This is a genomic window from Terriglobales bacterium (assembly GCA_035651655.1).
Taxonomy (GTDB): Bacteria; Acidobacteriota; Terriglobia; order Terriglobales; family Acidobacteriaceae; genus DASRFG01.
Genome location: DASRFG010000006.1, coordinates 82,259 through 108,253 on the forward strand (window position 1 = coordinate 82,259; position 25,995 = coordinate 108,253).

Here is a 25,995-nt window from a genome sequence, read left to right on the forward strand (position 1 = left end):
AAGTTTAGAAGATAGCTTACGAGGTGCCGGTTGTCAACGTAACCACCCCTGATTTTCGGCACTGTGCACGCTGTTCGGGAGCACAACAAACAGCAGTAAAAATGCACCGGCCGCGAGGCATGCTTCTCAACCCACTTTGCGCATTATTCGTAAGCCAGCGCATCAATCGGGTCCTTTTGCGCGGCCTTAAATGCGGGATAAATTGCGCCGACCAGGGCGCCGATGATGGCAATAATCGTCGCGCGAATGATCCACCCTTGTGTGATCATGGGCGTCAACGTCGGAAAACGAGCTTTTACTCCTGCAGCAGCTGCAAAACTGAATGCGATCCCCACCGCGATTCCTGTCAATGAGAGCAGCGTCGTTTCCCGCAGAATGACCTCCACGATGTACCACTTGGAGGCCCCGAGCGACTTCAAGATTCCGATCTCTCGCGTGCGTTCCATCACCGCCGCGTACATCGCCTGGAAAATAACGATGAACCCGATGGTCACAGCCACGCCGATTACCACGTTGATGAACGTGGCCAAGCCAGGCAAATTTGCGGGTGTCATCATGGAGAGATAGTCGCGCATGGACCTTACCGCGTAGGTTTGCATTCCCGGCGTCATCTTCACCTGCTTCACCACCGAATCAGCGTACGCCGGATTATCCAGCTTCACGTAAAAAGCTGAAGCCTTGCCCTGGGCGCCGTTCAACTCCTGCAGGGTGGACATTTGCATGAACTTGCGTGCGCCTTTGCCGTGCTCCACGATGCCGGCCACGCGGAATTGATGATTCAACATGGTGAGCGTGTCGCCGACTTTGGTATGGTTCGCCTGCGCGTAGTAATCATCTACCAACACGTCGTAGGGACCACGAAACGGGCCTCCCGACAGATAGTGAAACGGCCCGGCGAGCTTTTCGAAGTTATCAAGCTGGATCCCGTACAGCACCTCCACAGCACCCGAAGTGCTGAGCTGCATGATGATGGGAGCCACCGTCACCACATGCGGCATTTTGCGCAATACGTCAGCCACTTTCACAGATACGGGCGCGCCGGTGATGCCGCTAAGGAATGACGAGCCAGGTGGTTGGACGATGACATCGGCCCCTATCCCGGCCTGCCGTTGTTGAGCATCGGTCAGCATTCCTACCGACAGACCTACGATCAGCAGGATGAGCGTCACCTCGAGCGCCACCGCGACGATGCTGATCAGCGACCGTATCGGCCGGTGCAGCAGATTGGAAACGATTAGCTTGTTCATGGTCGGTTGGTTCTAAACCCTCTTCTAGCTTGCCGGACTGCCAGGCTTATCGAGGTACACCACTTGCGAGCCTGGGGGCTGAGCCAATTCAAACTGATCGTCACGAAGAGGTTCATTGACCTGCATCTTCAGGATCGTCAGCACGATGGAATATTCTTCCTGGGGCCGCCAGATCTGAATCACAGACGGAAACTTTACCCCGCCATACTCCTTGAACTCGCTATAGCGAGTGTCCGTGGCAACATAGCCATTCTGGTCGTAAATGAGTTGGCGATTGGGCTGAAGATTGGTCCGATTAAAGATGATCTTGCGCTCCAGGTACCAGCCATGCTCCCCGTTGCGAATAACATCCAATTCATAATCGTTCTGGTCCAGCAATTTGTGCGTCTGAGGGTCTTCCACGAGTTCGTGGCCGTTCTCCAGCACGGCGATTTCATTCTGCGGATCAATCGAGCGTAGCAGGAGTGAGTCATAAATCTGCTGCGGCCTCACGTTTTCCAGCGCCTGCTTCGAAGGATGAACCACGTCGCTCCGCCCCACAATGAACTTGTTCTTCGGCGGAATCCAAAGTTTGAAGATTTCGCCGTTGCTCACCATATCGAAGGCACGATTTCGCACGATGGGCATTAATCCGATCATGCGCAGCATCGCCGGCTTTCGGACCAGCACGTAGCCCCGGATCTGCTTGTATTCCGTGATCTTCCCCTTTACCGAGCCGCCAACTGCCGTATCAATGTCTACCGTCGCGTTGAGGGTCTGCACTTTGGAGGCTTCACTATTGATGCGCTGGATCAATTCATCCTTGGTAGCGCTTTGCAGCTTGGCCATACTCACGTTGGAGGTGACCTTGCGCGAGCGGAAAAGGCAGCCACTCAATGGCAAAACAACAAAAAGGAGCAATAGGATTCGAAAACGAATCAGCAGAGTCATTCTCTGGAAGTCACAACAACTTAGATTCAATCTATCGAGTATACAGTGCGGCTAAGGTCGGGAAACAGGCGCTGCGGCCGTGGCTGGAGTTTGCGGGCGCAAGGCTGAAATGGCGCGCCGGTACATGGATACATTGTGATTATGCTCTTCTAGAGTTGCGGCAAAACGGTGCTGCCCATTGCCGTTACTCACGAAATAAAAGTATTCCGTGTCTGCGGGGTGCAGAGCTGCTTTCAATGACGCAAGTCCCGGATTTGCTATTGGACCGGGTGGCAGTCCGGGGTACCTGTAGGTGTTATACGGCGAGTTGATCTGCAGGTCTGCGTGATGCAGTACGCCATCGTAGCTGCCTGCCAGCAGTGCCGCATAGATCACGCTGGGATCTGCGTCCAGAGCGATACCCCGGTGTAAGCGATTGTAGTAGACGCTGGCGACCACCGGCCGTTCCTGCGGCGCGGAGGTTTCTTTTTCGACGATCGACGCCATGGTAACCACTTGGTGGAGATTGCCTGTTAATCCTATGGCAGCGGCTTCGCGACGAAACCGGCGTACCATGGTTGCGACCATGTCCTGCATGGTTTGCGTGCGCGTGAACTGGTAGGTCGCGGGAAAGAGATAGCCTTCGAGCGAGTGTGCTGCCGGATCAAGATCGTTGATCAGCGCCGTATTTTGCGCGGCAGTTAAAAAGTCCGCGCGTGTCCCCAGACCAGCGCCTTCTATTGCCTGCGAGATCTCAAATACGTTGAACCCCTCGGGGATGACGACGGTGTGAACGTAGATGTCGCCACGAGCCAATCGCCTATGAATTCGCAACGCATTCGCCGATTGGTCAAAAAGATACTCTCCGGCTTTAAGACTCCGAGGGCGCGCGACGTAATGCCATAGCAGAAATGCGGGGGTGTTTCGAATCACTCCCGCAGAGCGCAACTCATTGGCGATGCGGTGGGTCGAGTACCCTGGCCTGAGAAGGACGAACTTCTCGCCGTTGGGACGAACCGGCAACAGCAAACCCCAGGCCAGCCACCCCGCGGTTGCCAGGATTGCCAACCCCAGTAATTTTAGGAATACCCGCACGACAGCAGTTTAGATGAATTCCTACCCGCAAGGGTCAGCCGAAGGTGTTGAGCCATTTGGCCGCTTTTTATCGCGGTTACTGTTCGTTGGTTGTTGAACCGTTGCTGCCCTCAGTCCGGCGACTCCTGGCGATTGCACTAGCGTCCAAAAAGGATTGCAAAATCAGCACAGCAGCCATACGGTCAACCACCTCGCCCCGCCGTTGAATACTGAGCTCGGCATCCCGCAACAGGCGGTTTGCTTGGGCTGAGGAGAGTCGCTCGTCCCAAAGGTGTACCGGGAGTCCGAAACGAGTGCGCAATTCCTGAGCGAACACTGCCATCTTTTCTGCTTGAACGCCGCTGGCGCCGCTCATGTGTAGGGGATTGCCTACTACTATTTCAACCACCCCGTAATGGCGGATTACACCCTCGAGCTGCTGGAAGTCCAACCGCTTGTTCTTTCGTCGGATGGTGTCGAGTCCTTGGGCGGTGATTCCCAATGGATCGGAAACTGCCAAACCGATGGTTCTGGAGCCCACATCGAGTCCTAAGAGCCGTGCCGGAGGGACTGTTTTGGGATCAGAGTCTTTCTGACTGAAATTCACTGCGGGAATTATACGGTGGGTGCCGACCTCAGGTTTCGGTCGGTGCCTGGATCATCCCCGATGCCACAGCTTGCTCGGTGGGGATTTCCACCTCGGCGACAGTCGCGTGGCGGTTTTGCTTCAACTCGGAAATAGCCTGGCGTATGGCGTCCGAGGCCAACCCCACATGCCCGCTCAGAAACTCTTCAAGTTTGTCATCGCCTGAGATCGTCCGTGAGAATGAATCTCCCTCAAGCGCGTAGGTGACCTGGTACTCCCGGATAGGATTGTCGTACTGGTCCCGGCGCTGGCCTAATTCGAGGATGTGGAGCGATCCCGGCATTCAGTGGTATGGATGTGTGGAAGGACCGGCAGGTTTCCGGGCAAAGGTAAGGTGTGGTCTGCTGAACTGCGTGCTAATACACCCAGGAGCCGTTAGGCTTCGGCGGGCGAGGCCTCAGGGAAGCGGAGCTTAGACTTGGAGAGGGCCTTGGTGAGCATGTCCTCAACTTCAACTTCTTCAAGGTTCTTAGCCATGGCCAGTTCGCTGACCAGCAGGTAGCGAGCGCGCTCCAGCATCTTCTTTTCCCTGAATGACAAAGGCTTGGTCTGGCCCAATACCAGCAAGCTTTTCAAGACCGCCGCTACTTCAAGAAGAGACCCGGTGCGCATCTTCTCCGAATTTTCCTTGAAACGGTATTTCCAGTCGGTGTTGTTATTGCATTCTCCGTCGGTCAGGTACTCGAGGATCCGTTGTACCTCCCCGTTCCTCACCACCCGTCGCAGGCCCACAGTTGTAACATTGTGGAATGGCACCATCACCTTGAGACTGCTGGACTTAATCTTGAGGAGGTAGAATTTCTCTACCGTGGCCCCCGTGGTCCGGCTGCTAATTTGCTCAATGATTCCTACGCCGTGGTTGGGGTAAACGACCTTGTCACCGATGTGGAAATTCAATTCGCTGATCATCATGAGAGGCACACCAAAAAGCAGGCTACATCTGGGGAACAACGCAAATTAGTATAACCCCAAAACGGGAAAACGTCAATTTTAGCTATGTGTTAGCCCCCTTGGAGTGCTCCATAGCTTCAAACTCCCGGTGCACCGCAAAGCAGCTGCTTTGGATGGCCATGCAATGGCCTCAACCTTCCAAACTATGCCACTAACAAACGGTTTATAATCCTGGCGTTAGCATATGACGGAACAGATCAAGAAGAAGCTCCAGGAAGAAATTGAAAGCTTCGAGCACGAGCTTACCCATGAACTCCCTAAGGAGCTGAAAAAAGCGGCCGCTCTAGGTGATCTCAGTGAAAATGCCGAGTACCACATGGCTAAGCAGCGCCAGGAATTCGTTCGCGCGCGCCTGGGGCAGCTTAAGAAGCGGATGGCCGACCTTTCCTTAATCAACATGAGCAACATTCCCAGGGACAAGGCTGGCCTGGGATCCACGGTTAAAGTCTTCGACTCCACCAAAAACGAGGAGATCGAGTACAAGCTGGTTACAAGCGAAGAATCGGATGTCGAGAAGGGGCAGATTTCGACTACTTCGCCCATAGGCCGCGCGCTCATCAACAAGAAGGTGGGCGATACAGCCATCGTTGTGACCCCCAACGGCAAGCGGGAGCTTGAAATTCTCCGCTTGAGTACCATCCACGACGTGGCCCAGTGAGGATGCCGCAGTGAGCTGGACAGGAGCTTTCGGACGCGGGTGCCGCGTATTGTTGACCGCCATCGTAGATCGCATGGCATTGACCCGCATTTCGCCTAACGCACTCACTTTTCTGGGCCTGGTGATCAATTCCTTTGCAGCTTTCTTCTTCGGGTACGCCACTGCCGAGAACCAACAACGCATGTTTTTCTACGCCGGAATGGTCATCATCCTCGCCGGTTTTATGGACATGGTAGACGGCCGGGTGGCTCGCGCCACTAACCAGGTCACCCGCTTCGGCGCCTTTTTCGACTCCGTGGTGGACCGCTACAGCGACGTCGCTCTTTTTTTTGGATTGCTGGTTTACTACGCGCGCGTAAACCGGTTCTTCTATGTGGTGCTGGTGGCCGTTGTTATGACCGGATCAGTTATGGTCAGCTACACCCGCGCGCGGGCGGAGTCTCTGATTGGAACTTGCAAAGTGGGATTCATGGAGCGGCCTGAGAGACTCGTCCTGGTCATCATAGGAGCGGTTTTTAACCGCATGGCTCCGGTTCTGTGGGTGATTGCCGTACTCTCAAACATTACCGTCGCACACCGTATCTACTACACCTGGCAGCGGACACGCTCAGAAGAATTGCAAAAACCGCAAACAACAATTTCAGTCGCGTAGGGTTATGTATCAGTAGGGTTATGTATCAGAAGTTCGAATATAACAATCCAGTGAGGAAAATATGACTAAATTGGTAAACGCATTTCTGGTTTTGGTGCTTGCATTGGGGGTTGGCGTGGGCGCATTTGCTCAAGAGACAACCAGCACGGACACGGGCGTAAAAGGCGACATGAAAGAAGCTGGCCACGCTACCAAGAGAGCAGCGAAAAAAGTTGGCCACAAGACCAAGCATACGGCCAAGAAAATCGTCCACAAGGGCGCGAAAAAGACCCGGCAGGGTGCCGCAAAGACCGAGGAGAAAACCGAAACTGCTCCGCAGTAGCGGCTGGTTCCTTCCCTGCGATTCCCAAAGAACGTGTAGCGCGGCGATGCTAGACTGTGCAACTCGTCTTCCTATGGCTGCGCTCTGAGTACCGGTGGGCATGGATCCAGTCCTGGTGGTTCATGGTGGTGGTTGGGCAATCCCCGACGAGATGGTAGACGACCATCTGCATGGCATCGGTAAGGCGCTGGGGGCAGGATGGGAAGTATTGCATCGCGGCGGCTCCGCTCTGGACGCGGTCGAGCAGGCAGTTGTCATCATGGAAGACGATGAAGCCTTCGACGCCGGCCGTGGCAGCTTCTTAAATCGCGATGGCCGCGTTCAGCTCGACGCTCTCATGATGGACGGCGCCACTTTGCGGGCCGGCGGGGTGGGATGCGTGGAGCACATCCGCAATCCAATTCGGGCGGCGCGCAAAGTTCTGGATGAGAGTCCGCACGTTTATCTGGTCTGCGAGGGCGCCGAACGTTTTGCCGAACAGCACGGCATCCCGCGGTGCCGCAATGAGGACCTGGTGATTCCGCGAGAGGTTGAGCGTTTGCGGCAGGTCCAGTCCAGCACCAGCGCCGAATCCACCTTCTCTGCGTCTCATGACACGGTTGGGGCGGTGGCTCTGGATCAGCGCGGTAACCTGGCTGCGGCTACCTCGACCGGCGGCACCCTGAACAAAACGCCTGGCCGTGTCGGCGACTCTTCCTTGATTGGCTGCGGCTGCTATGCGGACAATCAAACTGCCGCCGCATCGACCACTGGCTGGGGCGAGCCCATCATGAAGCTTGTATTGGCGAAATGGGCAACCGACCGAGTTGGGGGCTACGTCGCTGCGCCCCAGGCCGCGGCTGATGCGATCAAATATCTCCAATCCCGCTTAAACGGGCACGGTGGCATCATCCTTTTGGATCCCCATGGACGGTGCGGCATTGCCCACAACACTCCGCGAATGGCTTGGGGCGCCGCAACGGTGGCGAAACAAGAATGCGGCATCACAAGGAATACCTAGTGCACTGCAGCCAATAGTGCCTGTCTGGCTGTCCCATTTCTAGACTACCCTTCGGAAATACTTGCTTTCATGCCTTTCCTGATGTAAAAACTGCGGGAAATCAACCCTTTGCCGATTGCTGTTTGCCGCCCCCGAGTGCCACTTCTCGAGGACGGGTCCTGTCAGCCGGTGTACCACCCTAATGAGGAGTGCCCGATGAAAAACCTGGTGAAGCTCGTTTGCGTGACAAGTGTGTTGGCTGTGCTTGCGATATCGGCGGCGGCGCAGTCGGCCGCCACGGCAGAACTGCATATTTTGGTCAAGGACCAGAACGGTGCGCTGGTGAATAACGCCACCGTGTCGGCGCTGAATCAAGCCCAGAGCTTCACTCGCCGCAGCGGCAGCAGCTCCAATGGCGAATATCAATTTGCGTTCCTACCACCCGGTCAATACACAATTACGGTGGAGGCGCCAGGATTTGCCAAGTTCTTAGGTCGTGACGTCATCGTCACCGTAGGTCAATTGGCTACATTGCCGGTTACGTTACGGGTAGCGGGTACAGCTGAAACCGTAGAAGTCTCAAGCGAGGCCGAGCTGGTCGAGACCCAGCGCACCTCCTCGACCACCACCATTGATCAGCGAAGAATTGACAATCTCCCCATCAACGGGCGGAACTACATCAACTTTGCCCTCACCGATTCGCAGATCGCACGCGATACGGCTCCAAGTATCGGAGCGGCGCCCACATCTGGTTTGAACTTTGGCGGCCAGCGCGCCCGTCAAAATCTGGTGAATGTGGATGGCGCGGACGCGGTGGATAATTCGGTGAACGGCATTCGTTCTACGGTTTCGCAGGAGGCGGTGCAGGAGTTTCAAATTATCAAGAATAGCTATTCGGCAGAATACGGTCGCGCCTCGGGCGGGGTGGTAAACATTATTACTCGCTCTGGCTCGAATGCATTCCACGGTAACGTATTCGGGTTCTTACGGAATCGCAATCTTCAGGCTGTCAATCCTTTCAGCAATGTCTCCGATCCCGCTTACACCCGGGTGCAGGCTGGCCTTACCTTGGGTGGACCGATCAAGAAAGACAAGACGTTTTACTTTTTCTCTTATGAGACAACGCGCCGCCGAGAAACCGGTTTCTCCAACATCGGCGCCAACAACTTCGGGTTCGTGCCCTTTGATACGACTTTGGTGGGCCAGCCGTTTGGGACCTTGCTTCTAACACAGGAACAGGTGGCCTTCTTAACCAACCCTGCAACCATAGCGATGGAGAAGGCGTCGCCAGCGTTCGCCATGGCGGTGGCACAGTACACAGGCCTGGCAGGAGGCTCCGCAGCAGTAGCGCTAAATGGCGCCTTGCCGGCATCCCTGGGCGGTTTTCCTGTATTTCCTACCAGTAACGCCCTCTTGCCAAGTTCTTTCGTACCGCTCAACTCAATCGTGGGAAATTACCCCATCTCGGAGGGAACAAGCCTCTATTCGCTGCGGCTGGACCATCGTTTAACCAACTCCCAGCAGGTATCGTTGCGCGGGAACGTCAGCCCCAGCACGACCACGGGTATTCAGGTGAATGCGCAGGGACCGCAGAACTTCGGTCAGAATGCGTTTTCGCGCACTTCGGAGCAAACCTACCGAGATGTTACCGTCGCCGGACAGGACACCTGGACGCTGGGCGCAAACAAAGTGAACGAATTCCGCTTTCAGTACGCCCGCCGGGGCTTACTCTACAACTTCTCGCACGCGCCTGGTGGCGGCAGTGTGGCCGTCAACATCCCCGGATTCGCGTTCTTCGGACGAGAACCATTTTCCTTTGTAGACCGCACTGAGCAGCGTTATCAGGCCACTGATAATTTTTCATGGATCCACGGGAACCACAGTCTGCGGTTCGGGCTTGATGGTAACTTCATCCCCTTGACCGCGAACTTCACCGTCAATTTCGGTGGAGTCTATAACTTCGGTGCCGTGAACCCGTTTCCGCAGCCCTTCCCGGCTTTCTCGGCTGTGCAGGCATACGGCGCAGGGCTTCCCTCAAACTTCATTCAGGGTGTAGGCAATCCTCACGACGCGTTTACCAATGTCCCGCTCGGCGGATTCATTCAAGATAGTTGGCGTTTGCGTCCCAACCTCACGCTGAATTATGGGGTACGTTACGAAGTAGAGCTGACGCCCACCTTTGCCGCCATTAATCCGCTCTCCCAAGCCGCGCAGAATTCGTTGGGGATCACCCAGGGCATTCCCCGCGATACCAATAACGTTGCGCCTCGCCTCGGAATAGCTTGGGATCCAGGCAAGGATGGGAAAACCGTCGTCCGTGCATCTTACGGGCTTTTCTATGATCACCCGCTGCTGGCTTTAGCCTTCGATTCTGACGTAGCCGATGCGGCTCAGGCGCCGCAGATGGTCTTGTTTGGTGGCGCACCATGCACTGCCGCCAGTACGCCGAGCCCGTTGAACATGAACGCGGCGAATACCTTTCAGGGGACCCTCGGAAATGCCAACTGTACCCCGCCAGGTTTCGCGCAGGCCACAAACTATTTGGCCGGACAGCAGCGCTTCAATCCGACGCCGAACGCGCCCTCTGCTTTCGTTGGGCAGCAATATCTGGCTGCCGGCATACCGCTGGTGGTGCAGCCATTTGGTTTCCCAACGTCCGCTAACTTTCAGTATCCCTATTCCAACCAGGCAAATCTGACCATCGAGCGCGACTTAGGTCACGATTTTGCCCTTAGCCTGCAGTACAACTTCAATGGCGGCCGGCATCTGAACCGCCCCATTAATGCCAACGCGGTCCGGTCTGATCTGCTCATACGGAACTGGCAGGTTGCGGCCGCCGCAGGCGATCCAGCAGCAGTTGGGGGAGGCGGCGCCGCACCGCTCTTGGTGGGGTCCTCGGGCGCGCCGTGCGGAGTGGACATGAATCCCGGCCCATTCGCCGGGCAGCCTTGGGTGAGTGCCGCCCTGGTCAGCTTCTTCCGGCCCTCTGGTTTGAATCCGTCATTGGCACGCGGCCTTATTGCCCAAGGAGGAGCTGGTTGCGTCCAATTGGCGCAACAGATCTTGTCCGCAGAGGGACTCAACAGTACCTGCGATCCCCTGAGCCTCTCCGGCTGCATCCCGTTCAGCGATATGCCGGCAAACTTTTCCAATGGCAGTTCTGTTTATCACGGCTTTACCGCCAATCTGAAGAAGCGGTTTAGCGATCATTACGAATTCCTGATTTCCTACACCTACTCCCACGCGATTGACGACTCCACTGACCTCGAGTCTCCCTTATCTCCGCAGGACAATTACCGCCCCAACCTGGATCGCTCGACGTCACTCTTTGACCAGCGCCACCGGTTCGTTTTCAGCGGCATGTATCAGACCGGCAGGGTGAGTGGTGATTCAGTCTGGAGCAAGGTTGCCAGCAATTGGACCTTTGCGCCCATCATCGAGGCCGGTGCCGGTCGGCCGTTCAATATCATCGTGGGCTCTGATCGCAATTTTGATTTTGGTACCACCACTGACCGGCCACTTACGGTCGGAAGCGGCGCCCCGCCCAATGCGTGCGGCGACTCCGCTATGGCATCGTCTTTCTCACCCACTGGATTCCTTCAGCCCGCTTGTTTCTTGAGTGGCACACTTACCGGCAACCTGTCTCGCAACGCCGGAGTACGTCCGATGACTCTATTTACTGACATGCGGATAGCGCGCCGTATACAGCTGGGTGAGCGTCTGGCACTGGACGGTATGGTTGACGTATTCAACTTTATCAACCGGTTCAACGTGGCGGATGTGAACCCGTTGTGGAGTGATGCTGGGCGTCCCACAGCGGCTTTTGATCCTCGGCAGTTTCAGTTGGCGCTGAAGCTTTCGTGGTGAGCGTTGAAGCCGAGGGGCGGGTGGGGCGCAGTCCTCGCGCCTTCCCCGAAAGCCGCGTACACGTCCCAACGTAAGGTTACCCTAGTACCTAGGTTTCATTGACCCATCAAAAATTTCCATAGTAGGATTCCAGAGATCCCGAAATTCGCATCCCAAATCAAGGCTGGACCGGCTAAGTCCAATAGGCGCATGCAGATTCCGAAACCTAAGTGTTGGACGGCGGTAGTCGCTGCCTTGGTCCTGAGCATTACTGGCTGCCAGAGCGCTAAGAAGCCAATGGCTGTGGCGCCGGCGGAGCCTGCCCCACCCACGCTGACCCCAAAATCCGCCAAGGTAGCCAGAACCAACAAGTCCACAAAGGCAGTCAAAGCAGAATCACAACGGCCCAGAATTGAGGAAGAACCAAAACAGCAATCGCAATCCGATGCAATCGACAATCTGGTTGCCGCAGCCGACAAACAATATGAGGCAGGGCAAGCACAGTATTCCGCTGGCCGCACCGACGCGGCAAAAAGCAATTTCGACCGTGCCTTTGATCTGCTCGCCGGAGCCCCCACTGGGGCGGGTTCCGATCCACGAGTTCAAAACGAGTTCGACAAAATCGTTGACGGAGTGAATAGCCTTGAACTTACAGGGCTGAAGCAGGCCGATGCGGTCCCAGAGCAGCAAAAGTCCGAACCTGCGCCCATTGACGAAGCCAACGAGGTTACATTTCCGGTTGATCCGAACATAAAGGCCAAAGCCGAAGCCGAGGTCCGCAAGACCCATTCCGACCTGCCTCTTATGCTCAACGATACCGTCGCCAGTTACATTAATTACTACTCCACTCGGGGACGGGACGTTTTGGAGCGCGCTCTCACGCGCGCGGGTCTGTACCAGGACATGATCTCTCGCGTTTTGAAAGAGGAAGGCGTTCCTCAGGACTTAATTTACCTGGCCGAAGCAGAGTCGGGATTTCGTCCCTTGGCCCTCTCGCGTGCGGGCGCACGCGGGATGTGGCAGTTCATTTCCGCTCGCGCTCGCGGATATGGCCTAAGGCGTGACGCCTGGGTTGACGAGCGCCAGGATCCGGAGAAATCAACCCGGGCTGCTGCCCGTCACCTGAAGGATCTTTATAACCAGTTCGGCGACTGGTACTTGGCAATGGCTGCCTACAACTCGGGTCCGCTGACGGTGCAGCATGCCGTCAGGCGCACTGGCTATGCTGATTTCTGGCAGCTCTATCGGCGTGGCGTGCTGCCCAAAGAGACGCGGAATTACGTTCCCATCATCTTGGCGGTCACCATTATGGCCAAGAATCCCGCCCAGTACGGTTTGGACGAAATCATTCCCGACAAACCTCTGGAAGTGGACCGGCTGACAATTGATTATCCCGTGGATCTTCGCCTGGTGGCACAGTGCGTGGACTCTACCCTGCAGAACCTGCAGGAGCTCAATCCCAGTTTGTTGCGGACGGTCAGCCCGAAGCAGGGCGGATATGAACTCCATCTACCTCTCGGAACCGCCGACAAGTATCAAGCCGCTATCGCTGCCATACCGCGCGACATGCGAGTGTGGTGGCGCTACCACAAGGTGGCCCCCGCGGATACGCTGAGCGGCATCGCTCGCAATTATCGGGTGACCAGCAAGGCGATTCTCGACGTCAATCATCTGCAAGCCGATGAGCTTAAAGCGGAAAGCAAGGTGATTATTCCAATTGCACCCGGACATCGCGTGCCGGGTGAAGAAGTTGTCTATTCTCGCCACGGGACTCGTTACCGCGTCAGAAGGGGCGACACCATAGCCTCCATTGCCAGTGATTTCGGTGTTCCCGCCGAACGCATACGTCGCTGGAATCGGTTACGCGGCGACCGTGTTCGGTCCGGACGACTGCTGGTCATTCATTTGCCGGTTTCACCTGGGCAGGAGATCGCGCCATCCCGCACAAAATCGTCCAAATCAAAGTCCGCCAGCAAGATACGAACTGTGAGCTCGAGTGCTCGGGTGCTCCATAAAGTCCAACGCGGCGAAACCCTCTACAGCATCGCAAGCACCTACAACACCACGGTTGAGGCACTTCGGCGCGACAACCACAAAGTGGCCTCCAACCTTCGCGCTGGCGACGTGCTGGTTATAAACCAATCGCGTTAAGCCACCAACCGCCACCCCAAATTTGCGCAGTCTTCACTTGCAGACGCTGCCGCTCCGGCGGGTGTAATATTCTTGGGCGCGCAACGCTTGCAGCATGTGTCCTGTCACTTGAAATCGTTGTGCTATAATCGCGCGCCATTTGCGGGACCGTGGAGCAGGGGCAAGCTTTTTCGTATGTTGAATTGATCTTGGGCAATACGCAGCAGCGTAGGTCTGGCAATTCTTTTATTTTTTGCAAAATTGAGTCTCGATCAGAGACCGGAGAGATCGGAGGCAACATGCTATCGGACGATGTGACGTTGTACGGGCGTGATGACGATATGGACGAATTCGGCGACACCGGTTCGTATGGCGAATCTCTGGAAGAAGATTACGAAGAGGAAGAGGAAGAAGAAGAGGAACCAGGTGGATCGTCTGTATCCACTGGTTCAATGCCATCCCAACCGGCGAGCGATATCGAATCCGGAGGCGGAGGACGTGGCTCCGGTGGCGGTGGCGGCGGAGCACGTAAGGCACCGGCCAGAAAGTCTGCCCCCAAGAAGGCCGCCAAGAAACAGAGCTCCGCGCGAAAATCCACTCGTAGCCGTTCCACTGCGCGCAAAGGGAGGGCGGCCAAAGCTCGCGGCAAGAAGCGTGGCGGGAAAAAAGCCGCTAAGAAATCCAGCTCGCGAAAGGGTAAGCGCTCCAGTGCGCGCAAACGGAAGCCCGCGCGCGGCAAACGCCGGCGCTAAATCCTTCCCAAAAACATCCGGCGGGCTGCCGACGTCTCCAGCAGCCCGCCGAATTTATTTCCGTTGCCCATCGCTGCGCACGAGTCATTGGGGCGGTGTTTGGGACCCGCTCTGGGGCATACTCGGGGGAGTACTCTGGGGAGCCGGCCCGTTCTCCGGTTGGCTGCTTCCGCTCTGCCCCACTGAAGAGTTGCCCTGCTGCGCAGTCCCAGTTTGTGACGGAACTGCCGCTTGGCTTCCTGGGATCTGGCCGCCGGGAACTGCAGTGTTGGGCGCTCCTCCCGCCGGGTTCATGGCGCCCACCTGGTTCCCAATTGCCTCGCCACTTACAATCAGCTCAACTCGGCGGTTCAATTGCCGACCTGTGGCCGTGGCATTCGAGGCTACAGGCTGGGTCTTGCCTAAACCTTGAGCGGTGACATTATTGATGTTGACTCCCTGGGCTACGAGGTAATCCTTCACCACTCCAGCTCGGCGCTCAGAAAGCTGCTGGTTGTATCGGTCGCTACCGACGTTGTCGGTATGACCCTCAATCTGCAGGCGGAGATCGGGATAAGCTAAAACGATTCCCGCCACCTTGGCCAACCGCTCACGCGCTCCCGCCCTCAGCGTACTCTTCCCGAAATCAAACAGAACGTCGGACATATTGACGATCAATCCCCGCGCGCTGTCCCGGGTTTGCAACACCTGGTTGAGCTGCTGCAGAAGCCGGGTACGCATTTGTTCTTTCTCTTGTTGCGCCTGCTGTGCCGCCAGGTTCGCACGTTGGATTTCGGCTTGGGCGGCTTGCTGCTGGGCTTGGGCTGCCTGCCTGGCGGCTTCTGCCTCCTGCCGCTGCTGTTCCGCCTGCTGGTTGGCTGCTTGCGCCTGTTGCTGCTGTGCTAAAGCATCCGCCTTGGCCTGCTCGGCGGCCTGCCGCTGTTGTTCGGCTTCGGTGGTTGCGTTCTGGGCCTGTTGCTCGGCTTGTGCGCGGGCCTCTTCCGCCTTTTGACGTTCTTGGGCTGCCTGTTGCGCTTGCGCAGCGGACTGCTGCGCCTCACTCTGGGCCTGTGTCGTCTGCTCCTGCATCGAGCGCCGTTCCGCATCCAACCGTTCCTGCTCGCGTTTGCGAATAGTTAGGACGCGCGCATCCTCGGCCGATTCAGTTGCGCCCCGGGCGACGGTTCCAATCGGGGTTCGACCTTGATTACGAGTCAAATAATCCTGCGCCTTCGCCAGAAAATCCTGCGCTTTCTGTAACGCATCAGGCGCATACTGATCTGCTTTTGCGGCCTTGGCGATGGCCACCGCATTCATGGCTTCCATCAGTTCCAGCGGTGTATTGGGGGGAGCACTCGTGGCGGGTAGTTGTGCAGCAGGAACATCAATGGTGTACGCGCCACGTTCCAGCAGGTCGAATTTCGTGTCAATCGGCTGTTCCCAACCCGCAGTATCGGGCCGAACAACGTTCTCCGCCACTATCAGATTGCTTGGCTGTGTGACCGCAAAATATGGTTCCGCAGTTACGATCATGCCGAAGGACTGCAGCCCAGTCGTTACATGTATCTTGACCCCGCCGTCTCCAGGCACGAGTTCGCCCAGATTGCTGGGGCGTCCCTCTGGCGTGATTGCCCACAAAACATAGGTCAGATATTCGGGGCCGAAGTTGCGTGCCGGCTGCAGGTGGTCAAACCCGGCATTGATTTCGAGTCTTCCGGCTTTGCTATCAACCTTGGCCGACCCGGTTACCTGCGGCATCAGGTCAGTTCCGCGGAAGTCCACCCGGGTGGATCCACCGCGATGGCGATAATTCACTGCTTTGGTCGTCCGCGAGACCACCGTAATGCGGTACACAGGCGTTTGCGCCATCGGTTCCACTTGGCTGGAGTCTTGTTTCTCGGTGCCAGTCTGATTCTCGACCGGACTTTGACTCGCCGTGCTCTGACCTGACGTACCCTGGCCGGACGTATTCTGCTGATCCGCGGGGGAGGTTGTGCTCCGCTGCCCAGAGTAGCCACCGCTCTGCTGGCCTGACGGCTGATCAGCTGGGGTTGTGGTCGGAGTTGATGTTTCGGGCTGCTGGGCAATGACCCACGACGACACGAGCAGTATTACCAATAAAGACAAACAACGTGGAACTCTCATGGCTTGTAACCTCAGAAGAACCGGCTTATTAGGAACCGATGCCCTGCGCAACCCAGGGGTTTACCGGGGCGCTCTTCTTTGGTCGTAGGGAAGCCATGGCCGCTGGTTGGGCGTCTATTTCTTCCGTTCAACTGCCGCCAGACATCGTCCGTAGAGCTCGAGTAGATGGGTGGCGTAGTCTTCCGCCTTAGAAACCGTGTTTCCGCCGAATCCCGCCCCCGGGGAACCAGTCTTGCCGTAACTGGTTGTCATGGCTATGAACTTCATCATGTCAAGGGCGATATCTTCATTGCGGCGGGTACCAATAGGTAAGTTGAGCGATTCATTTCCCATGATTGCCTCCTCAGATATGGGGAATCGGTTCCCCGGTAAAAAGAAAAGCGATGACGGCGCGCCAGGAACCCGATATTACCAAAGCCTCTAGGCCACACCTCACTTCGCGGGCGTACTTAGCTCGCGCTTCACCGCATCGCTTACCGCTTTTCCGTCAACCCGCGCGCCTTTCGCCTGGAAATCCGCCATTACAGCCTTCATAACTGTTCCCATGTCTTTCATGGAAGGGGAACCCAGTTCGGAAATCTTGGCGCGAACCGCGGTCACGATTTCTGCTTCTCCGATGGCTTTCGGCAGGTAGGATTCTATGAGCTTGATCTCGTTGGCTTCTTTTTCTGCCATCTCGTGCCGCCCGCCTTTGGTGAACTGCTCAACCGAGTCGCGACGCTGCTTTATCAACGTGTTCAGGACTGCCATGGCTTCCTTATCATCCAGAGGCCCGCGTTTTTCAACTTCACGGTTCTTCAAGGCGGCTTTAACCATCCGAAGGGCGGAGAGCCGGTGTTCATCCCGGGCCCGCATCGCGTCGGTCATGTCCTTTTGTACCTGTTCGCTTATGCTCATGAAGGCATTATAGTTTGGTTGATTCCCTCGAGTGAGCGGGTTATGATCGGCGCATCCGTCCCCAGAAACTGAACCGTCTCTTGTAAGTTCCGGCGTTCTATATGAGCCGGTCTTGCAGGAGGCTCCGACGTTTGCGGGAAGCAACTATCTGGAAATAAAAAACATGATTTCGTCTCTTTCACCGCTGGCCATAACCCTGGCCATTATCTTAGGGGTAGCTATCTTGGGTGCTCTGATTGCCCTGGCCCGAAATTTGTGTCGATTCATGGGCTTTACCCAGATTGCTCGAGACGCCGAACGCATTGCCAAGTCCCTAGGGGGAGAGATCTTTCGTGACGGAGGCGATCTGGTCACCTCCGGCAATATGGGCCGCCTACCCGCTGTGGTCCGATTTTCCAACAAGGAAAGCGTCCCCGGATTGAACATCCGCGTGGGCGTGCCTTCAACCTTCACCCTCTGGATCGCACCACGCTCGGCCGAAACCACCGAGGGACGTACTACCCTGCGCACCGGCGACATGATCTTCGACTCTCGCTTCGTGGCGCGCAGCGACGATGCCACGCAAGCACGTATGTTTCTTGCCATGAAGCAGGTCCCCACCTGCCTGCGCCAGCTGGCTTGCTCGGGCAACAGCTTTCTTGCACTGGCGGAGTCGGCGCTCGAACTAAGCGAGTTAGAGATCCCGACACCCGCCACGGCTAATCACGTACTAGAGCACTTGCGTTCCATCGCAACGCTGGGAGCGGCGCTCTCGGAAATGCCCGGCGCGGACACGATTGTGGTTAAGCCGATCGAAAAGGAGCGCAGGCTATTGGGCAGGGCTGCCATTATCGTGGGCATCGTGGCGGCGATTTCTCTGGTCGTAGCTGCCAGTCGCCCTCGGGCAACTGTGCCTAAAACGGACGCGGCTGCGGTGGAGATCTCCGGGGTGCCGCCTGCGCATGCAAGCCTGATCGTGGGATTGAGCGGCTGGCATACTGCCAGTAGCGACGATTTTGATCCTAATACTCTGGCCTGGATGCGGAGTAAAGGCGCAACCGTGAGCGGGCTCATCAGCGGTGACTTTTCAGGCCAAGGCAATGACGCGGACGCTGCTTACGTGCTGGTACGGGCTGACGGCTCCCGGCGCGTGCTGATAATCTCCAACGGGGCTGTTCGTTATGACACACGCTTTCCCTCGCTCGCTGTGGCTGCACGCCTGCGCAAATCCCGCGTTCCAGGGGTGGAATGGAACGGGCCCGCGCCCGAACCGATTAATGGCGACGGTATCCTGATAGTTCGTAACGCCGACGATCCCAAGTCCGGACTGGTAATATTTCTTTCAGGGCACCGCCTTGCAAGTGGCGTTCCGGTCAATTATCAGAGCGTCCCAGTAGACTGATCCAAGATCGCGGCCGGCGATCCACGCGAAAGGTTTCCAAAGCATGCTCAGAAAGCCGCGACTGTTTACCCCCGGGCCAACCCCTTTGCTGCCGGCTGCACAGGTTGCTATGGCATCGGCCAGCATGCATCACCGCACCTCCGATTTCCGGGCGCTCTACAGTGAAACCCTGGCAGATCTGAAAGAGTTCATCGGCACCCACAACGATGTGCTGGTACTGGCTTCGTCTGGAACCGGCGCCATGGAGGCTTCGATTTCAAACCTGACCTCCCCTGGCGACAAAGTGTTGGTGCTTTCGGCGGGGAAATTCGGCGAGCGATGGCGCGATCTGGCCACGAGTTTTGGTTGCAAAGTGGAAATGGTCAGCGCCCCATACGGACAGACTTTTACCCCAGCAGACATTCGCTCGAAGTTGGATGAGGGACCTGGCGTTGTGTACATGCAGGCCACTGAAAGCTCAACTGGCGCGCGCCACGACGTTGAAAGTGTCTCTCGCCTGATGCGGGCCCACGCACCCGCCGCTTTGTTGGTGGTAGATGCAATCACCGGTTTGGGTACAACGCAATTCGACATAGACGGTTGGGGCATAGACGTCATCATCGGAGGTTCGCAAAAGGCTCTGATGATCCCGCCCGGACTGGCCTACTGCTCGGTCAGCGAGCGCGCCTGGCAAAGGATGGAATCGGCTCATTCTCCGCGTTACTACTTCGACCTGCGGAAGGAGCGGAAGGCGGCCTCAAAGGGCGAATCAGCCTTCACCCCGGCCACGTCTTTAGTCGCAGCATTGGCCGCCGCGTTGAAATATATCCGGCAAATCGGAAACGGCAATCTTGCCGCAGGTCGGAATACCCTTATCACCGGTGCTGAGCTTTCCGCCGAGATGACCCGTGCTGCTGCGCAAGCGCTGGGCTTACAGTTATTCTCGCCCGGGTGCCCGGCTTCTGCTCTCACCGCCCTTGTACCTCCGCCAGGAATTGACTCCGGCAAGATCGTGTCGACCTTCCGTGAACAATTCGGTGCGGTCATCGCCAACGGGCAGAGTGAAATGAAGGGCAAGCTTTTCCGCATCGCTCATCTCGGTTATTACGATTACCTCGATACCATCGCCATAATAGGCGCCCTGGAGCACGTGCTCGCTTCTGTGACCAACGGCAAAGTGGAATTTGGGATGGGCTTGCGCGCGGCACAAACAACCTATGCCGAGCACACGGCTGAACTCTGCGAAGCCAAAGCGTTATGAAGATCGTAATCGCAGAAAAGATCTCGCCATCGGCAGTCAACCTGTTGCGCGAAGAAAGCCGCTGGACGCTGGTCACGCCCGAGCAGGTTGACGGACATCTCACCCGCCATATTGAAGCTGCTGATGCGCTCATCGTCCGCTCCGCTGTGGAAGTAAACGCTGCCATTCTCGAACATGCTCGCAAACTGCGCGTCATCGGACGCGCCGGCGTGGGTGTGGACAATATTGACCTCGAGGCCGCTACCCGAAAGGGTATCGCGGTAATGAACACGCCCGGCGCCAATGCCGTGGCCGTGGCCGAGCACACCTTCGCGCTCATGCTGGCCCTGGCTCGACATGTTTGCCGGGCAAATGAGCTCACTCGCGCCGGCCGCTGGGAGAAAAAGTCACTTCAGGGCACCGAACTTCGTGGCAAAACTCTGGGCATCGTGGGGCTGGGACGTATCGGAATGGAGGTGGCGCGCCGTGCCCGTGCCTTCGGAATGGAAATTGTGGCCCACGACCCCTTCGTATCTACAGCAATCGTGCGCGAACAAGGAATCAGGCTGCTCGGGTTGGATGAGGTGTTCGGACAGAGCGACTACCTATCTCTGCACGTTGGCCTCACACCCCAAACTGCTCACATGATCAACGCTGATTCCTTGGGCAAGACTAAACGCGGAGTGCGCCTGGTTAATTGCGCGCGGGGTGAACTCGTGGATTCCTCAGCCCTGGCTGAGGCCTTGAAATCCGGCCAAGTCGCGGCTGCGGCCCTCGATGTATTTGAGGAAGAGCCGCCCACAGGTTCGCCGTTGCTGGGGCTGGAGAATGTTGTGCTCACTCCGCATATCGCCGGCTCTACGCATGAGGCGCAAGAGGCGGTGGGTTATCAGATCGCGCTCCAGGTGAAGGAGTATTTGAAGCACGGCGTCATACAGAATGCGGTGAACGTGCCGTCGGTCTCCCATGACGAGTACCTTCAAATGCAGCCTTACATCGTGCTTGCGGAACGTCTGGGCGGGTTCCTGGCGCAGATCGCCGAGGGTAATGCAAAAGAATTGTCTTTGCGCTACAGCGGCGAAATAGCGGAGTGGAAAACAGAACTGGTGCGCAATGCAGTGATCAAGGGAGTGCTGAATCAGGCGCTATCAGACCATGCCAACCTGGTGAACGCGGCCGGAATTGCGGAAAATTGCGGCATCCGCGTTCACGAGGCACGCAGAGGCAGGAGCAGTGGCGCTGCCGGAAACGTGATCTCTGTGTTGCTGAAGACGACCACCGAAGAAAGACTGGCCAAGGGCACGGTGCTCCACGACGTGTCGCCCCGCCTGCTCGCGGTTGATGGGATTGATGTGGAGGCGCCTCTGGAGCGCAATCTGGTTTTTCTAAGCAACCGAGACGTACCCGGCGTGATTGGACGTATTGGCACAATCCTGGGCGAACACAAGATCAACATTGCCGATTTTTCACTCGGTCGTGAGCACAATGGGAAGATCGCCGGGTCTCGCCGCTCTTCCACGGAGCAGCGGGGAGCGGTCGCTGTTGTGCACGTGGACAGTCGGGTCCCGGAAGACGTCTTGCAGCAGCTGCGAAAGATTCCCGCGGTACAGTCCGCGAAGGCAATTCGACTTTAGATTGGCCTCGGATCAGCCGTTGAGCGCTTCACGCCGTAACTTCCGCGTTTCCGCCAGCAAGGCCATGCTGTGCATCAGGTTCTGCAGGGTCACAATCCCAACCAGGCGCTGGTCTTCAACTACAGGAATGATGGTAAGACCCCGAGCGGTGATTTTGCGGAAAGCCGACGCCAACGACTCGCGTCGCTGCGCGACGTCGAACACACGGCTCATCACGGCCTGCACGTAGCCATTTCCCTGGGCGCGTAAGGCTTGCAGAATACTCTGCTTGGAGACCACGCCGACCATGTCACTCCCGCGGACCACCGGAAAATCGTCCTGCAGCGAATGTACGGCCTTTTCCAGTGCGTCCTCAAGCGTATCTGCCGGTGAGAGGGTGGCGAAGTCCGTCAGCATGACGTCTTCCATGCAGACTTTTTCGAGGACCGACTGGAACACCACTGAACGCTCCTCCAATTGTGTTCCCACAAAAAGAAAGAAGCCGAGTAGCGTCAGCCACAATGTCCAAACCGCGCCTCCGAAGAGAAAGTTCCACAGCATGCCCCCGAGCATGAAGAGGATGGCAAAGCTCTGCCCGACGGTTACAGCCCGCCGCGTGGCCCGTACGATCTCCATGCTCCGGGAAAATAGGGCGCGCAGTACTCGGCCGCCGTCCAACGGGTAGGCCGGAAGCAGATTGCAAATTGCCAGGTAGAGATTTGCCCAGAACAGGCTACGCAGCAGGTGCGATGAGTGCAGCAGTGGCCTCGTCGTTAGTCCCACCTCTGGCGCTACTGCCAGGAAAATGCCGCCCACCAGAAATGCAATCGCCAAATTCACCAGCGGCCCTGCGATTGCGACGCGAATGTCGCGCTTCCAGATGGGGATACCACTTTCGCCCGGAGCGATACCGCTATTCTGCATGCGGCTCTCGTCCATCAGCGTGACTCCACCGATCGGCAACAGGATGATGCTCCGCGCCGGCACTCCCGCCCGCTTGGCGACCAACAAGTGACCGAACTCATGAAATACGACAGACAAAAGAATGATGCCCACGAGCGCGAGGCCTCGCCACGCTCCTACCGCCCCTTGGGGCGCCGATTCGGTTACCCACACAATGGCCAAGAGCAAGAGAAAGGTGAGGTGTAAGCGCAGTTCCACGCCAAAGACGCGCCCCATCGAAATGGACCAGCTTTTCATGCGTTTGCCAGGGCGGAAGCCTATCCCGCGCCTTTCTTCCATTCTATACACTTAAACCCGCAGCGTTCGAGAGCACTGTAGTCCATTCAGGACCAGGGCAAGAAGATGGTCTGCCTGCACGCGAAAAATGAGGATCATAGCGGGTAAGTACCGTAGCCGCCCTCTCAGGACCCTTCGCGGTCTTGACCTGCGGCCCACATCGGACCGCCTCCGCGAAACCCTGTTTGATGTGCTGACGGCAGGCAATCCCGAGGCGCTTGCTGAAACAGTTTGGCTGGATCTATATGCCGGGACAGGAGCAGTAGGAATTGAGGCCCTGAGCCGCGGTGCCCGCAGCGTGTATTTCGTGGAGTCGTCGCCCAAGGCCGCGGGCCTCATCCGCGAGAACATTGCCTCCCTGAAAATCGAAACCGAGAGCTACGAAGTTTTGCAACGCGAGGTAAACGTCGCCTTGCGACGATTGGATTCCCAGGCTGTCGTGTGCGATTACTGCTTTCTCGATCCGCCTTATCGGCAGCATGAAGATTACGAGACTGTATTGGGGTTCTTATCTCAATCGCGGCTTTTGAAGCCCGGCAGCGTGGTCATCGCAGAGCATGCGAGTAAGTTTGAATCTCCGCAGCGGGCGGGCGCCCTGGAGCGCTATCGCAAGCTCCTGCAGGGCGACGCAGGACTCAGCTTCTATGGGGTTGGGTAAACATTTCCTACATCAGAAATTCTTGAGCACGAACCGTGATCGGATGTTGCATCTCCTGAAGCTCATTTTTCACCAGGTTCAGTCCGTGCACGCACTGTTCAAAATGCTGTGAGAGACGAGCGAACAGCGGCGCCACCTTTGCATACTCGAAGAACTCGAACTTGGAAACGATGTAGTAACTCTCTTTGCCGGCTTTCATAAAATCAATGAAGTTTTCCATGCGTTGTTTACGCAAACGGAAATGGCTGATGCTTTCAGGGAACATGCCGGTAAAAAACAGAGCGTAATCCCCGATGTGCTTTCGCACCTGTCGCTCGCGGTCGAATGAAGGCGCCTGCCCGTAGATGGGATCGGATTCCAGCAGCATTTCCCCAACGTCATCCAGCGGTTTGTCGGCGGCATTCCGGATCTTGTGCAGCTGCTCAACCTCACAAAAATCGGTGAGCACGTTGGCCACATAGGCGCTCATCTCGGCGTCGCGAAGGCCTATTTCCTGGGTGTAATGCCGGCTCACAAGTTCCAGAAACAACTGTCGCAAAGGATGAGATTCAGGAATCACTTAAACCACCTCCGAGTCCTGTTCCGCCATTCCTACCGCGTTTCTTATCCTATCGTCACGACCTGTGACAAGTAACTTCCGGGATAGCCCATTAGGGTCTCCCATTTACGGCCACGGTGGCGGTTTTACAGCCATATGACGTTAGATGCTGCTGGAGTGGGACAGTGCTGTTTCGGGTATAGTCGGGAGTTGAAACTTGTTGGCACACGAGCTCATCTGCTGCTAATTCAGGTTGAAGTTTATTCCTGGGATAGGAGAACCATTCATGGAGAGAAAGAATATCTCCAGCGGTACACCCTGGGAACCCATTGTTGGCTACTCCCGCGCCGTACGGGTGGGACCGCACATATACGTCTCCGGCACCACCGCCACCAATGCAGAAGGCAAGATTGTGGGCATCGGCGATGTGTACGCGCAGGCTCAACAGACTTTGCGCAACATCGAAGCCGCGTTGACGCGCGCGGGCGCGAGCCTGCGGGACGTGGTCCGGACCCGCACTTTTCTGGTCAACACCGCCGATTGGGAAAAGGTAGGCAAGGCCCACGGCGAATTTTTTCGCGATATTCGGCCGGCTGCAAGCATCATCGGGGTGAGCGGCTTCGTCTCGTCTGACATGCTGGTGGAAATCGAAGCCGATGCAATCGTCGCCGCCGAAAGCGGAGTAAGCTGATAGCAAATTGCTTCAGTTCTCCGTTGTCAGAACACCTTGGCCCACACTGGCCACGTGATATCATGCCCGTCCTCAAAAACGGAGGTGGACATGCGTTTCTATTGTCTGATTGCACTCCTAGTTTCAACCTTTGCTTTCGCTCAGCAGGCGCCCACCACCAATCCCGCCGCTCCCGTCACTGTCATTCGCGCGGGCACGCTGATAGATCCCCGCGCCGACACGCCGCGGCACAACCAAGTGATCGTTATCCGGGGCAATCGTGTGGAGAGCGTCTCCGACGCGCCCGGCGCCCAGGTGCCCCCTGGCGCTAAAGTAATTGACCTCTCTCGGGGCACAGTTCTCCCCGGCCTGATTGATTCTCACACCCACATATTCTTGCAGGGTGAAGATCCTGCCGAAGGCGGGTATGACATTCAGCTCCTGAAGTACCCACTTGCCTACCGGGCCGCTCGGGCCACTGTATCGGTACGGCGCGCGCTGGAAGAGGGATTCACTACCTTACGTGATCTCGAGACCGAAGGCGCGGGCTACGGTGACGTTGGCATTAAGCAGGCGATCGAGGAGGGGCACATTCCTGGGCCACGCCTGTTGGTTTCCACGCGCGCTATTTCAACTACGGGTGGATATCCGCTAGAAGGTTATGCCCCGGAAATTGACCTGCCCAAAGGCGTGCAGATTGTGGATGGTCCGGTAGAGGCCCGTAAGGCTGCACGCGAGCAGCTTGAGCATGGCGCCGACTGGATCAAGGTTTATATGACGCATCGCTCCTGGGTCGGAAAGAACGGAGAATTGATCTCCCAGCCCACGCTCACGGTGGAGGAGCTGAAGCCCATCGTTGATGAGACGCACGGCTGGAGAAGAAAGGTCGCGTGTCACGCCTACAGCGGCGAAGGACTGCACCGCGCTCTGGATGGCGGCTGTGACTCTATTGAACATGGCCTCCTCCTCGACGATGCGGCCATTGCCCAAATGAAGCGACAGGGTACCTGGTACGTTCCCACCTTGGCAATTTATTACACCGACTGGGCCCCAGAAAACACGCCCGAAGGTAAGCGCGACCGCGCTCGCGCCTCCGAGCACGCAACCTCTTTCCAGAAGGCGATGAAGGCGGGTCTGAAGATCGTATTTGGCACTGATGTCGGCGGTTTCAAGTGGAGCGAGCCCATTGCCCAGGAGTTCGGACGCATGGTGGAATTCGGCATGTCCCCCCTGGAAGCCATCCGCTCAGCCACTGTTCGCGCGGCTGAGATGCTCGATATGCCGGGGCAGATCGGGGTAATAGCTCCCGGCGCTTATGCCGATGTGATTGCTGTGCCAGGAGACCCTCTTCGTGACGTCAAGCAGCTGGAGCAGGTGCAGTTCGTCATGAAAAATGGCCAGGTGTACAAGAACGAAATTCATTGATCAGGGCTTGACTTGCTGGCCGGGAAGTTCATAATGCGGCGCGAGACCTGCGCTCTGTGACGGGA

The 25,995-nt window shown here is 57.0% G+C and carries 24 protein-coding genes; 13 read left to right on the forward strand and 11 right to left on the reverse strand.

The window, feature by feature from the left end:
• Positions 1 to 143: 143 nt before the first annotated feature.
• From VFA76_03330 to VFA76_03355, 6 genes are all read right to left on the reverse strand, one after another.
• The gene (locus VFA76_03330; GenBank protein HZR30871.1) at positions 144 to 1,247 is read right to left on the reverse strand and encodes an FtsX-like permease family protein; all 1,104 of its coding nucleotides are present in this window, start codon (positions 1,245 to 1,247) and stop codon (positions 144 to 146) included.
• 24 nt (positions 1,248 to 1,271) lie between these two features.
• Positions 1,272 to 2,075 carry a DUF4292 domain-containing protein gene (locus VFA76_03335; GenBank protein ID HZR30872.1) on the reverse strand — a complete coding sequence of 268 codons (804 nt, stop codon included), beginning with the start codon at positions 2,073 to 2,075 and terminating at the stop codon, positions 1,272 to 1,274.
• A gap of 153 nt (positions 2,076 to 2,228) precedes the next feature.
• On the reverse strand, positions 2,229 to 3,251 hold the full coding sequence (gene mltG / locus VFA76_03340) for an endolytic transglycosylase MltG (GenBank protein HZR30873.1): 1,023 nt from the start codon (positions 3,249 to 3,251) through the stop codon (positions 2,229 to 2,231).
• 76 nt (positions 3,252 to 3,327) lie between these two features.
• On the reverse strand, positions 3,328 to 3,837 hold the full coding sequence (gene ruvX, locus VFA76_03345) for a Holliday junction resolvase RuvX (GenBank protein HZR30874.1): 510 nt from the start codon (positions 3,835 to 3,837) through the stop codon (positions 3,328 to 3,330).
• A gap of 28 nt (positions 3,838 to 3,865) precedes the next feature.
• Complete coding sequence (locus VFA76_03350; protein ID HZR30875.1) at positions 3,866 to 4,159, reverse strand: hypothetical protein; 294 nt, start codon at positions 4,157 to 4,159, stop codon at positions 3,866 to 3,868.
• A 92-nt stretch (positions 4,160 to 4,251) separates the two neighbouring features.
• Entirely contained in the window at positions 4,252 to 4,788 is a 537-nt protein-coding gene (locus VFA76_03355; GenBank protein ID HZR30876.1) for a CarD family transcriptional regulator, read from the reverse strand.
• Positions 4,789 to 5,011: 223 nt separating this feature from the next.
• Between VFA76_03355 and greA the strand changes: the two genes are divergently transcribed.
• The 7 genes from greA (at position 5,012) to VFA76_03390 (ending at position 14,166) form a co-directional block, all read left to right on the forward strand.
• On the forward strand, positions 5,012 to 5,485 hold the full coding sequence (greA, locus tag VFA76_03360) for a transcription elongation factor GreA (GenBank protein HZR30877.1): 474 nt from the start codon (positions 5,012 to 5,014) through the stop codon (positions 5,483 to 5,485).
• Positions 5,486 to 5,495: 10 nt separating this feature from the next.
• Complete coding sequence (locus VFA76_03365; GenBank protein HZR30878.1) at positions 5,496 to 6,137, forward strand: CDP-alcohol phosphatidyltransferase family protein; 642 nt, start codon at positions 5,496 to 5,498, stop codon at positions 6,135 to 6,137.
• A gap of 61 nt (positions 6,138 to 6,198) precedes the next feature.
• A complete protein-coding gene (locus VFA76_03370; protein ID HZR30879.1) occupies positions 6,199 to 6,459 on the forward strand; it encodes a hypothetical protein in 261 nt (86 codons plus the stop codon).
• 100 nt (positions 6,460 to 6,559) lie between these two features.
• On the forward strand, positions 6,560 to 7,459 hold the full coding sequence (locus VFA76_03375) for an isoaspartyl peptidase/L-asparaginase (protein HZR30880.1): 900 nt from the start codon (positions 6,560 to 6,562) through the stop codon (positions 7,457 to 7,459).
• A gap of 195 nt (positions 7,460 to 7,654) precedes the next feature.
• Positions 7,655 to 11,305, forward strand: coding sequence for a carboxypeptidase regulatory-like domain-containing protein (locus tag VFA76_03380; GenBank protein HZR30881.1), 3,651 nt, complete (start codon positions 7,655 to 7,657; stop codon positions 11,303 to 11,305).
• Positions 11,306 to 11,581: 276 nt separating this feature from the next.
• The gene (locus tag VFA76_03385; GenBank protein HZR30882.1) at positions 11,582 to 13,435 is read left to right on the forward strand and encodes a LysM peptidoglycan-binding domain-containing protein; all 1,854 of its coding nucleotides are present in this window, start codon (positions 11,582 to 11,584) and stop codon (positions 13,433 to 13,435) included.
• Between the two features lie 278 nt (positions 13,436 to 13,713).
• A complete protein-coding gene (locus VFA76_03390) occupies positions 13,714 to 14,166 on the forward strand; it encodes a hypothetical protein (GenBank protein ID HZR30883.1) in 453 nt (150 codons plus the stop codon).
• Positions 14,167 to 14,250: 84 nt separating this feature from the next.
• Here VFA76_03390 and VFA76_03395 read toward each other — a convergent pair whose 3' ends face one another.
• The 3 genes from VFA76_03395 to VFA76_03405 form a co-directional block, all read right to left on the reverse strand.
• Entirely contained in the window at positions 14,251 to 16,014 is a 1,764-nt protein-coding gene (locus VFA76_03395; protein HZR30884.1) for an OmpA family protein, read from the reverse strand.
• Positions 16,015 to 16,404: 390 nt separating this feature from the next.
• Positions 16,405 to 16,623: a hypothetical protein gene (locus tag VFA76_03400; protein ID HZR30885.1), complete on the reverse strand. Its 219-nt coding sequence runs from the start codon at positions 16,621 to 16,623 to the stop codon at positions 16,405 to 16,407.
• A gap of 99 nt (positions 16,624 to 16,722) precedes the next feature.
• Positions 16,723 to 17,187 (reverse strand): GatB/YqeY domain-containing protein, encoded by a 465-nt coding sequence (locus tag VFA76_03405; GenBank protein HZR30886.1) that lies wholly within the window; start codon positions 17,185 to 17,187, stop codon positions 16,723 to 16,725.
• 163 nt (positions 17,188 to 17,350) lie between these two features.
• Here VFA76_03405 and VFA76_03410 point away from each other — a divergent pair, with 163 nt between their 5' ends.
• The 3 genes from VFA76_03410 to serA all read left to right on the forward strand — a co-directional run bounded on the left by VFA76_03410 (position 17,351) and on the right by serA (position 21,421).
• On the forward strand, positions 17,351 to 18,568 hold the full coding sequence (locus VFA76_03410; protein HZR30887.1) for a hypothetical protein: 1,218 nt from the start codon (positions 17,351 to 17,353) through the stop codon (positions 18,566 to 18,568).
• Positions 18,569 to 18,677: 109 nt separating this feature from the next.
• Complete coding sequence (locus tag VFA76_03415; GenBank protein HZR30888.1) at positions 18,678 to 19,808, forward strand: alanine--glyoxylate aminotransferase family protein; 1,131 nt, start codon at positions 18,678 to 18,680, stop codon at positions 19,806 to 19,808.
• Entirely contained in the window at positions 19,805 to 21,421 is a 1,617-nt protein-coding gene (gene serA / locus VFA76_03420) for a phosphoglycerate dehydrogenase (GenBank protein HZR30889.1), read from the forward strand. The genes VFA76_03415 and serA overlap by 4 nt, the downstream gene beginning before the upstream one ends.
• A 12-nt stretch (positions 21,422 to 21,433) precedes the next feature.
• Here serA and VFA76_03425 read toward each other — a convergent pair whose 3' ends face one another.
• On the reverse strand, positions 21,434 to 22,600 hold the full coding sequence (locus tag VFA76_03425) for a site-2 protease family protein (GenBank protein HZR30890.1): 1,167 nt from the start codon (positions 22,598 to 22,600) through the stop codon (positions 21,434 to 21,436).
• 127 nt (positions 22,601 to 22,727) lie between these two features.
• Here VFA76_03425 and rsmD point away from each other — a divergent pair, with 127 nt between their 5' ends.
• Positions 22,728 to 23,297 carry a 16S rRNA (guanine(966)-N(2))-methyltransferase RsmD gene (rsmD, locus tag VFA76_03430; GenBank protein ID HZR30891.1) on the forward strand — a complete coding sequence of 190 codons (570 nt, stop codon included), beginning with the start codon at positions 22,728 to 22,730 and terminating at the stop codon, positions 23,295 to 23,297.
• A gap of 7 nt (positions 23,298 to 23,304) precedes the next feature.
• Here the strand turns inward: rsmD and VFA76_03435 are convergent, their stop codons facing one another.
• The gene (locus VFA76_03435; GenBank protein HZR30892.1) at positions 23,305 to 23,856 is read right to left on the reverse strand and encodes a hypothetical protein; all 552 of its coding nucleotides are present in this window, start codon (positions 23,854 to 23,856) and stop codon (positions 23,305 to 23,307) included.
• A 265-nt stretch (positions 23,857 to 24,121) separates the two neighbouring features.
• Here VFA76_03435 and VFA76_03440 point away from each other — a divergent pair, with 265 nt between their 5' ends.
• Together VFA76_03440 and VFA76_03445 are read left to right on the forward strand one after the other, a co-directional pair.
• Positions 24,122 to 24,526 (forward strand): RidA family protein, encoded by a 405-nt coding sequence (locus tag VFA76_03440; GenBank protein ID HZR30893.1) that lies wholly within the window; start codon positions 24,122 to 24,124, stop codon positions 24,524 to 24,526.
• A 90-nt stretch (positions 24,527 to 24,616) separates the two neighbouring features.
• Positions 24,617 to 25,930 (forward strand): amidohydrolase family protein, encoded by a 1,314-nt coding sequence (locus VFA76_03445; protein ID HZR30894.1) that lies wholly within the window; start codon positions 24,617 to 24,619, stop codon positions 25,928 to 25,930.
• The last annotated feature ends 65 nt before the right edge of the window (positions 25,931 to 25,995 follow it).

Bases quoted from the DNA above. Each gene is read 5' to 3' on its own strand.
- VFA76_03440 (HZR30893.1), top strand. From the start codon at position 24,122: ATGGAGAGAAAGAATATCTCCAGCGGTACACCCTGGGAACCCATTGTT.
- VFA76_03445 (HZR30894.1), top strand. From the start codon at position 24,617: ATGCGTTTCTATTGTCTGATTGCACTCCTAGTTTCAACCTTTGCTTTC.
- VFA76_03385 (HZR30882.1), top strand. From the start codon at position 11,582: ATGGCTGTGGCGCCGGCGGAGCCTGCCCCACCCACGCTGACCCCAAAA.
- VFA76_03415 (HZR30888.1), top strand. From the start codon at position 18,678: ATGGCATCGGCCAGCATGCATCACCGCACCTCCGATTTCCGGGCGCTC.
- VFA76_03390 (HZR30883.1), top strand. From the start codon at position 13,714: ATGCTATCGGACGATGTGACGTTGTACGGGCGTGATGACGATATGGAC.
- VFA76_03410 (HZR30887.1), top strand. From the start codon at position 17,351: ATGATTTCGTCTCTTTCACCGCTGGCCATAACCCTGGCCATTATCTTA.
- VFA76_03405 (HZR30886.1), bottom strand. From the start codon at position 17,187: ATGAGCATAAGCGAACAGGTACAAAAGGACATGACCGACGCGATGCGG.
- VFA76_03350 (HZR30875.1), bottom strand. From the start codon at position 4,159: ATGCCGGGATCGCTCCACATCCTCGAATTAGGCCAGCGCCGGGACCAG.
- greA (HZR30877.1), top strand. From the start codon at position 5,012: ATGACGGAACAGATCAAGAAGAAGCTCCAGGAAGAAATTGAAAGCTTC.
- rsmD (HZR30891.1), top strand. From the start codon at position 22,728: ATGAGGATCATAGCGGGTAAGTACCGTAGCCGCCCTCTCAGGACCCTT.
- VFA76_03400 (HZR30885.1), bottom strand. From the start codon at position 16,623: ATGGGAAATGAATCGCTCAACTTACCTATTGGTACCCGCCGCAATGAA.
- VFA76_03380 (HZR30881.1), top strand. From the start codon at position 7,655: ATGAAAAACCTGGTGAAGCTCGTTTGCGTGACAAGTGTGTTGGCTGTG.
- VFA76_03355 (HZR30876.1), bottom strand. From the start codon at position 4,788: ATGATGATCAGCGAATTGAATTTCCACATCGGTGACAAGGTCGTTTAC.
- VFA76_03425 (HZR30890.1), bottom strand. From the start codon at position 22,600: ATGAAAAGCTGGTCCATTTCGATGGGGCGCGTCTTTGGCGTGGAACTG.
- VFA76_03330 (HZR30871.1), bottom strand. From the start codon at position 1,247: ATGAACAAGCTAATCGTTTCCAATCTGCTGCACCGGCCGATACGGTCG.
- VFA76_03395 (HZR30884.1), bottom strand. From the start codon at position 16,014: ATGGCGCAAACGCCTGTGTACCGCATTACGGTGGTCTCGCGGACGACC.
- serA (HZR30889.1), top strand. From the start codon at position 19,805: ATGAAGATCGTAATCGCAGAAAAGATCTCGCCATCGGCAGTCAACCTG.
- VFA76_03375 (HZR30880.1), top strand. From the start codon at position 6,560: ATGGATCCAGTCCTGGTGGTTCATGGTGGTGGTTGGGCAATCCCCGAC.
- VFA76_03335 (HZR30872.1), bottom strand. From the start codon at position 2,075: ATGGCCAAGCTGCAAAGCGCTACCAAGGATGAATTGATCCAGCGCATC.
- VFA76_03370 (HZR30879.1), top strand. From the start codon at position 6,199: ATGACTAAATTGGTAAACGCATTTCTGGTTTTGGTGCTTGCATTGGGG.